Origin of the sequence: Streptomyces sp. NPDC059455, assembly GCF_042750115.1 — a bacterium.
Classification (GTDB): Bacteria; Actinomycetota; Actinomycetes; order Streptomycetales; family Streptomycetaceae; genus Streptomyces; species Streptomyces endocoffeicus.
Genome location: NZ_JBHYVB010000413.1, coordinates 1 through 4,053 on the forward strand (window position 1 = coordinate 1; position 4,053 = coordinate 4,053).

General features: G+C 68.7%; 4 protein-coding genes and 1 pseudogene. 4 read left to right on the forward strand and 1 reads right to left on the reverse strand.

The window, feature by feature from the left end; translation table 11 throughout:
• The first annotated feature begins 98 nt into the window (after positions 1-98).
• The 4 genes and pseudogenes from ACFXB5_RS52945 to ACFXB5_RS52960 all read left to right on the forward strand — a co-directional run bounded on the left by ACFXB5_RS52945 (position 99) and on the right by ACFXB5_RS52960 (position 2,901).
• Positions 99-957 (forward strand): annotated as a pseudogene (locus tag ACFXB5_RS52945) (alpha/beta fold hydrolase).
• Between the two features lie 118 nt (positions 958-1,075).
• Positions 1,076-1,894 (forward strand): IclR family transcriptional regulator, encoded by an 819-nt coding sequence (locus tag ACFXB5_RS52950; protein ID WP_385223135.1) that lies wholly within the window; start codon positions 1,076-1,078, stop codon positions 1,892-1,894.
• A gap of 165 nt (positions 1,895-2,059) precedes the next feature.
• Positions 2,060-2,434 carry a MaoC family dehydratase N-terminal domain-containing protein gene (locus ACFXB5_RS52955; protein WP_385223137.1) on the forward strand — a complete coding sequence of 125 codons (375 nt, stop codon included), beginning with the start codon at positions 2,060-2,062 and terminating at the stop codon, positions 2,432-2,434.
• A complete protein-coding gene (locus ACFXB5_RS52960; protein ID WP_385223139.1) occupies positions 2,431-2,901 on the forward strand; it encodes an acyl dehydratase in 471 nt (156 codons plus the stop codon). The genes ACFXB5_RS52955 and ACFXB5_RS52960 overlap by 4 nt, the downstream gene beginning before the upstream one ends.
• Here the strand turns inward: ACFXB5_RS52960 and ACFXB5_RS52965 are convergent.
• Positions 2,837-3,832 (reverse strand): ABC transporter substrate-binding protein, encoded by a 996-nt coding sequence (locus ACFXB5_RS52965; RefSeq protein ID WP_385223141.1) that lies wholly within the window; start codon positions 3,830-3,832, stop codon positions 2,837-2,839. The genes ACFXB5_RS52960 and ACFXB5_RS52965 overlap by 65 nt on opposite strands.
• Positions 3,833-4,053: the final 221 nt, after the last annotated feature.

The window sequence follows — 4,053 nt, forward strand, 5'->3', positions numbered from 1 at the left end:
CAGGCGGCGCACCCATGACAGCCATACCCAGAGCCCCTGGGTCCCGCCGATCTTACGAGTGACCAGTTCGAACCCACGACCAAGAAAGTAGGGCAGCCATGAGCATCTGGACCCATCTGTCGGGCACCGACTACCGGCACGCATACGTCGACGCCGGCGGCATCAAGACCCGGGCGCTTGCAGGCAGGTCCCGAGGACGGTGAGCACGTGGTGTTCCTGCACGGCACGACCGGCCACCTGGAGGCGTTCGTGAAGAACATCCCGGTGCACGCCGAGCGCTACCGCTGCCACGCCATCGACATGCTCGGCCACGGCTACACCGGCAAGCCGGACCGACCCGGTGAGATCCCCGCGTATGTCGAGCACCTGATGGCGTACCTCGACGCGGTGGGCGCCGAACGCGCGCATCTGGTGGGCGAGTCGCTGGGCGGCTGGGTGTCGTCCTGGGCGGCGAGCGAGTACCCGGACCGCGTCGCTTCGCTGCAACTGCTGTGCATGGGTGGTACGAAGGTCAACCCGGCGGTGATGGAACGGCTGAAGACCTCGACACGGGCCGCCGCGCTGGAGGACGACATCTCCCTCACTCGCGACCGGCTGCGCCTGCTGTGGGCCGAGTGGGACGACGACTTCGGCAACGAGCTGACCGAAGTGCGGTACGAGATCTACCACGAGCCCGGCTTCCAGCGGAATCTGCACAATCTGCTGGCCCTGCAGGAGGTCGAGACCCGCGAGCGCAATTTGCTCAGGCCGGACCGCATGGCCAGGATCAAGGCACCCACCCTTGTCGTGTGGGCCAACAAGAACCCGTTCGGTGACGTTCCGGAGGCCGAAGCCATCGCCGCCGCCATCCCCGGCGCCCGTCTTGAGATCTTCAACGAGTGCGGGCACTGGCCGCAGCACGAGAAGGCCGACCTGTACAACCCGCTCAGCCTGGCATTTCTCACCGGGGTTTCCTGACGTCGTCGCGGTCACGGCCCAGGTCACCGCGAATTTACAGCTGGCACCATGGCCGTGAACGCGGGTTGCATGATTCCGTTTTCCCCCAGGGCAACGGATTGACCGGGAGGTTCTCCCCATGACCGTCACCATGGTCGGCCGCGCCGAGACCGCCACTACCGCACCCGCCACTACCGCAACACCCCCTGCCGCGACCGCCGTTCCCGATGCGATGAACTCGGTCCTGGGGAAAGTCAGGCCCATCCTCGAGGCGTTCACCGCGGAGGACGCCACCCTCTCCCTGGCCGAACTGGTGCGCCGTACGGGCGTCGCCAAGGCCACCGTGCACCGGCTCGCCCAGGAACTGGTCGTGTGGGGCCTGCTGGAACGGTCGGGCTGCGACTACCGGCTCGGGCTGCGCCTGTTCGAGATAGGCCAGCGCGTGCACCGGCAGCGCATCCTGCGCGAGGTCGCCCAGCCGTACATGGAGGACCTCCTGCTGGCGACCCAGGAGACCATCCATTTCGCCATTCACGACAGCCTGGACGTCGTATACCTGGAGAAGATCTTCCCGCACCGAGGGCTGAACGAGGAGTCGCGGGTGGCGGGCCGGCTGCCGCTGTACTGCACGGCCACTGGCAAGGCGATCCTTGCCTTCTCCCCGGCCTCGCTGTTCGCCGACGTGGTCAGGAACGGGCTGAAACCCTTCACCCGGCACACGGTCACCTCACCCGGACGGCTGCGGGCACAGCTGGAGCGTATCCGGGCCGAGGGCCTCGCCACCGAGGCCGAGGAGATCCGTCTGGGCTACACGAGCATGGCCGTCCCGGTCTTCGGCAGCCAGTCCTCCCTCGTCGGCGCTCTCTCCATCACCGCGCCCACCTACCGTATGGATCCTTCCGGGCACGCCGTCGCACTGCGCGCGGCGGCTCTGGGGATCAGCCGGTCGCTGCGGTGAGCGCCGTACTCGAGGAGGTCCTCTCCCGGGCCCGGAAGCTGATCGGGCAGTGGGAGGACGAGGAGTGCGGCGTGCTCACGGTGAAGGACTTCTGCCGCTACGCCGCCGCCGTCAACGATGTCGACTACATCCGCACCGCCCGCGCCCAGGAGGCGGCGGGAGAAGTTGTCGAAGCCACCCGCCCTGTTCCTCTCCGGGACGCTGAGCTGGGAGGACGGCCCGGCGGAGGACGGACTGCGCCCGGAGGAACTGGCCGCCCGCGAGTCGCCGTGCACCCAGGGACTGCGGGTCCGCCAGGTGCACGGCGGCCAGGCGGTGCGGCTGGGCAGGCCCGCGGTCGCGGGCCCGCGGGTCACCGCCACCCGGGCGGTCACCTCCGCCGACCTCCGCCGTGGCCGCTCGGGTGAGTTCATGCTGCTCGGCGTGACCACCCGCCACAGGGCTGAGGACGGAGAACACCTCATGACCAAGGACGAGACGATCGTGGTATTCGAAGCGCTTGACGACGCTCAGGACGACGAGAGCGGGGCCGCCGCATGACGGCCAAGGCGCCGGCCGCCCCGGTCGCCGGGCAGGTCTGCCCACCGCGCGCGTACTCCCACAGCAGGGTGCAGCTGTTCCGGTTCAGCGCCGTGTCGTGGAACGCGCACCGCATCCACTACGACGCCGAGTTCGCCGCGTCGGAGGGCTTCGCGGACGTGGTCGTGCAGTCGACGCTGCACGGCGAGATGCTCGGCCGGTACGCGCTCGAGTGGGCCGGGCCCGGAGCGCGCCTCACGTCGGTGAGCCGGCGCAACCGCGCCACCGCCGTGGCCGGTGAGCCACTCACCTGGACGGGGACGGTGCACACGGCCGAGCCCTGTGACGGGGGAGTGCGGGTGACGCTCGACGTCTCGGTGTTCAAGGACGACGGTGCTCCCTGCGTCACAGGACAGGTCGGCCTTACTTGGCGTGCTGCTCGTACCAGCCCTTCAGCAGAGTCGTCCGCAGGTCGGGCGACTTCTTGATCAGTTTCTGGCCGAGGAGGAAGTCGACGATCTTCTTCGACTCGGCGACGTCGGCGTCGTTGATGCCACGGGTGGCGAAGGTGATCTCCGGCAGCACCTTCTTCGTCTGCTCCTCGGGCAGCTTGACCTGCTGCTTCGAGGCCTTCGCCGCGGCGGCGGGATCGTCGGTGACGAGCTTGTCCGCGGCGGCCACCACCTTCAAGATCTTACCGGCGACCTCTTCGTTGTCCTTCAGCCAGCGCTGCTCGGCGAGCAGCCACTGCGCATACTTCACCCCGAAGTCACCGATGCGCCCGGCGATGTGCCCGCCCGCCGCGGCACCGCGGGCCGCCCACGGCTCGAACAGGATGTAGCCGTCGATCGAGCCCTGCTCCAGCATCCCCGGGATCTCCGGCGGCGAACTCTGCAGGATCTTCACGGACTTCGGATCGATGCCGTTGTGCCGCAGGTACTCGTGTGTCGCGTACAGGCCCAGGCCGCCGATCGACGCCATCGTCTTGATCTGCTTCGGTGACGTGATGCCGTCGCGCAGCACGACCTTGAGGTAGCGGTCGGATGACTGGAAGACGCCGAGCGCCCGCAGACCGGGATCGTTCACCATCAGCGGCAGTGCGGTGGAATCGGCGTTGGCCGCGATCTGCGCGGTGCCCGCCGTCACCGCCTGGGACGCCGCCGGACCGCCCTCGGTCTTCACCAGCACCACGTTCACCCCCGCCTTGGCGAACATGCCGCGCTCCACGGCGAGGTAGAACGGGGCGTACGAGGCGTCCACACCGAGGGCGACCCGCACCGTCGGCTTCCCCGCCGAGGACACCCCGGCCGAATCCGTGGAACCGGACGTGCAGCCCGCGACGAGGACCAGGGCCGTGCAGCCGGCGGCCGCGGCACCTCTCCTGATGATCGCCCTTCTGCTGATCTTCTCCGTGTGCATTGCGTCCTCCTGGCGCCGGATGTGCTGGGATGCCGACGTTCCCAGCACCAGGCCGGGCCGCATAAGCGAGGCGTCTTGCTCACCGGAACGAACCCATGAGGCGAAACCCCGGGCCCCTCCTACTACCGGTGGTTTGTTGACATCGGGTCGGGAGCGCTGCAGAAGGACGCGCAGGGGTGTGTGATGACCGCTCGTCGTCCGTGTCCGCCGGCTCCGGGACC

Excerpts from the sequence above, each read along its gene's own strand:
- ACFXB5_RS52950 (WP_385223135.1), top strand. The coding sequence starts at position 1,076 with ATGACCGTCACCATGGTCGGCCGCGCCGAGACCGCCACTACCGCACCC.
- ACFXB5_RS52960 (WP_385223139.1), top strand. The coding sequence starts at position 2,431 with ATGACGGCCAAGGCGCCGGCCGCCCCGGTCGCCGGGCAGGTCTGCCCA.
- ACFXB5_RS52965 (WP_385223141.1), bottom strand. The coding sequence starts at position 3,832 with ATGCACACGGAGAAGATCAGCAGAAGGGCGATCATCAGGAGAGGTGCC.